Genomic DNA, 3,562 nt, shown 5'->3' with positions numbered 1-3,562 from the left:
ACGAAGCATTGATATCCACTACTTCGGCGGGCGATGGATTTTTGTCGTGTACGAAAGCCCGCATGATAGACACTCTTCTCCCGTTTGCGGGATACCCGGATGGTGTTGTATGGCGACGATGGAAAGGGAATTGCCCCGCTTCATGCTTCCCGAAGCGCCGCCAGCACTTGCGCGAGCGCCGCCGGGTGGCCTTTGCGGTTGGGGTAGTAGGCGTAAAGCGGCGGGTACGCGACCGCGCAGGCGGGCAGCACTTCCACCAGCGCGCCGCGCGCCAGTTCGTCCGCGACCAGCGGCAGCGAGACTTGCGCGATGCCGAGGTGCGCCAGCGCCGCCTGTTTCTGGTTCTGGTTGACCACCACCTGCGCCGCCGGGCGGTATTCCCGCCGCTCACCGTCCACCGTCAGTTCCCACGGCAGGAGCGCGCCGTCGGCATGGCGCAGGCGCAGGCCGATCAGGCGGTGTTGCGGCAAGTCGTCCATCGTCTGCGGCGGCGGGTTGGCGTGCAGGTATGGCGGCGAGGCGACCAGCGTCATGGTCAGCGGCGGCGAGATGCGCAACGCCACCATGTCTTTTGCCACCTCGTCGCCGAGGCGCACGCCGAGGTCGTAGCCTTCGCCGACGATGTCCACAAAGCGGTTGTCCACCGTGATTTCCACGCGCAGGTGCGGGTTGGCGGCGAGCAGCGGGCGCAGTTTGGGCAGCAGTATCCACTCGCAGGCGAGTTGTGGGGCATTGATGCGCACCGGGACGCCGTCGCTGTCTTCACGCAGGCGCTCCAGCCCCGCTTCAATCGCGGCGAAGGGCGCGGCGCTGGCAGCGAGCAGCCGCTCCCCGGCGGCGGTGAGGGCGAGGCTGCGTGTGCTGCGGTTGAAGAGGCGCAGTCCCAGCGCGTCTTCCAGATTGGCGATGTTCTGGCTGAGGGCGGATTTGGACAGGCCCAGTTGTCGCGCGGCGGCGGTGAAGCTGCCGCAGCGGGCGACGTGCAGGAAGAGGTAGATGTCGTTAAAGCGGCGCATGGCGTTTCCTCCAAGAAAGGGTAGGGGATTGTCCGCTATTGCCGAACAGTACATACGGCAGAAGGCGGTTTATCCGGATAAATCTTGCCGCTATCCTGCCTCCATTGCCACCATAAAGGAGCAATCATGTTTCATCTGCCTGCGGCCATGCGCCGCCGCCGACTGCTCACCCTGTTCACCGCCGCCGCCCTGATACCCGCCATGACCCACGCCCGCCCGTCCCGCCCGCTCGTCGTTTACCTGTCCCGCAGCGGCAACACCCGCGCCGTGGCTGAAATCATCACCGAACAGACCGGCGGCATTCTTTTCGCCCTCGAACCGCAGCCGCCCTATCCCCGGGACTATCAGGCCCAGGTGGCGGCCGCCGCCAAAGAACTGGCGGACGGTAGTGGCCACCCGCTGGCCGCCATGCCCGATTTGACCGGTGTGGAGCGCATTTATCTCGGCTGGCCGACCTGGGCCATGCAGCTGCCGTCGCCCGTGCAGACTTTTTTACGCCAGGCCGACCTGGGCGGTAAAACCCTCTGTCCCTTTAATACCCATGCGGGCTATGGCGTCGGCGACGGCTTTGCCACCCTGGCCCGGCTGGCCCCGCAGAGTCGCATCCTGCCGGGCCTCAGCGTTGAAGGCGGCTACGAGAAAAAGGGCATTCTCCTGGCCATACAGGGCCAACGCCGCGCGGCCGTGGCCCGGACGGTGCGCGCCTGGCTTAATTCATAATTTCCCATTGTTTTCATCTGAATAGGAGCGCCCATGACCACTGATTACTCAGCAAATCCCTTTACCCTGACCTACGCCGGCGCCCTGCGGGCCAACGTTCCGGGGGCGGTGCATTTGCAGCCGGTGCATTACCCGGCCAACGGCATCGAAGCGGCGGCCAACGTCTACACCCCCGCCGGATTCAACCCGGCGAAAAGCTACCCGGCCATCGTCGTCGCCCACCCCAACGGTGGCGTGAAAGAACAGGTCGCCGGGCTGTATGCGCAGAAACTGGCGGAAGCGGGCTATATCACCATTGCCTTTGACGCCGCCTACCAGGGCGCCAGCGGCGGCGAACCACGCTACACCGACCGGCCCGCATTCCGCATCGAAGACATCCGCGCCGCCGCCGACTTCATCGGCCGGTACCAAGGCGTGGATGTCAATCGCCTCGGCCTGCTCGGCATCTGTGGCGGCGGAGGTTACGCCCTGAAGGCAGCCCAGGGGGATAAGCGCTTCCGGGCGGTGGCGACGATTTCCCTGTTCAACAGTGGCGACGCGCGGCGCAACGGCTTCATGCGCAGCCAGACCGACACCATCCGGCAGCGTTTGCAACAAGCGGCAGTCGCCCGCGCCCAGGAAGTGGCAGGCGGCGAAGTGCAATATTCGCCCGCGTTTGCGGCGGGTATGACGAAAGAGCAAGTCGCGGCGCTGCCTTTTGAGATGTACCGCGAAGGCTACGAATACTACGCGCAGACCCACGCCCACCCGAACTCGCAGACCAACTACACCTTGAGCAGCCTGCAAGACCTGATGACCTTCGACGTCAACACCAACGTGGATTTGATTAACCAGCCGCTCTTGATGATTGCCGGCGACAAGGCCGACAGCCTTTACATGAGCGAAGAAGTCTTCAAAAACGCCACGGGAACCGCCGATAAAGAACTCTATCTCGTCAAGGGCGCGAGCCACATCCAGACCTACTGGCAGCCGGAATACGTCAAAGAAATCAGCGCCAAGCTGAAGGACTTTTTCGGCAAGAACCTGTAAACAAACCTGTCGCCCTGGCGGACGACAAGACCAGACTCGCGGAGACAGCGGCGTACCGGAAAAAACGCTTGGCTTGCCACTATTGCCACGCACCACCCGCCGCCTTCCGCCCTTTACCCATGACAGGAGCACTTATGAAAAAGCACCTACTTATCCTCGCCATCACCCTGGCCCTGCCTGCTTTTGCCCACGCCGACGCCATACAGGCGGGTAACGGCATCGCCGTCGTGCAAACCCAAAGCGGCACGGTGCAAGGCTATATCCACCGCGACATCCTGACCTACAAGGGCATTCCGTATGCCACTGCTGCCCGCTTCATGCCACCGCAAAAAGTGGCAAACTGGCAGGGCGAAAAACTGGCCCTGACCTATGGCGACGTTTGCCCGCAGGTGCCGATGGGCGGGCGTTCTTTCTTCTTTGCCGGCCCTGAAATGCCGGAAAGCGAGCAATGCCTGAACCTGAACATCTGGGCACCGAAAAACGACGGCAACAAACGGGCGGTCATGGTGTGAATTCACGGCGGCGGTTTCTAATCAGGCGCATCCAATGACTTGCACAGCTACGACGGCGAAAACCTGGCGCGCACAGGCGATGTGGTCGATATTCCGCCCGAAGTCAAACATTGGCACGGCGCGGTCAAAGACCAATGGTTTTCACACATTTCCGTTACCGTTCCCAAAGAAGGTGCAGACAACGAATGGTGCGAACCTGTCGATGATGTCCAATACGCCGCCCTTGATGCTTATAGCTAATGGATTTCATTTTTCATACAGATCCTAAATAGCTTGTCGATATCA

The 3,562-nt window shown here is 62.2% G+C and carries 3 protein-coding genes and 2 pseudogenes; 4 read left to right on the top strand and 1 reads right to left on the bottom strand.

Annotated elements, in window-relative coordinates; genetic code table 11:
* Positions 1–140: 140 nt before the first annotated feature.
* Entirely contained in the window at positions 141–1,016 is an 876-nt protein-coding gene (locus tag Q0562_RS08705; protein WP_298643533.1) for a LysR family transcriptional regulator, read from the bottom strand.
* Positions 1,017–1,142: 126 nt separating this feature from the next.
* Between Q0562_RS08705 and Q0562_RS08700 the strand changes: the two genes are divergently transcribed.
* The 4 genes and pseudogenes from Q0562_RS08700 to Q0562_RS08685 form a co-directional block, all read left to right on the top strand.
* Complete coding sequence (locus Q0562_RS08700; RefSeq protein WP_298643531.1) at positions 1,143–1,736, top strand: flavodoxin; 594 nt, start codon at positions 1,143–1,145, stop codon at positions 1,734–1,736.
* Between the two features lie 33 nt (positions 1,737–1,769).
* Positions 1,770–2,765: an alpha/beta hydrolase gene (locus tag Q0562_RS08695; RefSeq protein ID WP_298643529.1), complete on the top strand. Its 996-nt coding sequence runs from the start codon at positions 1,770–1,772 to the stop codon at positions 2,763–2,765.
* Between the two features lie 134 nt (positions 2,766–2,899).
* Positions 2,900–3,364 (top strand): annotated as a pseudogene (locus tag Q0562_RS08690) (carboxylesterase family protein); the annotation flags it as partial.
* Positions 3,353–3,517, top strand: a pseudogene (locus tag Q0562_RS08685) (cupin domain-containing protein); the annotation flags it as partial. The pseudogenes Q0562_RS08690 and Q0562_RS08685, both read left to right, overlap by 12 nt.
* Positions 3,518–3,562 lie beyond the last annotated feature (45 nt).

Source organism: uncultured Cardiobacterium sp. (genome assembly GCF_938028825.1).
Lineage (GTDB): Bacteria > Pseudomonadota > Gammaproteobacteria > Cardiobacteriales > Cardiobacteriaceae > Cardiobacterium.
This window is presented reverse-complemented; position numbering and strand designations above follow the sequence as displayed.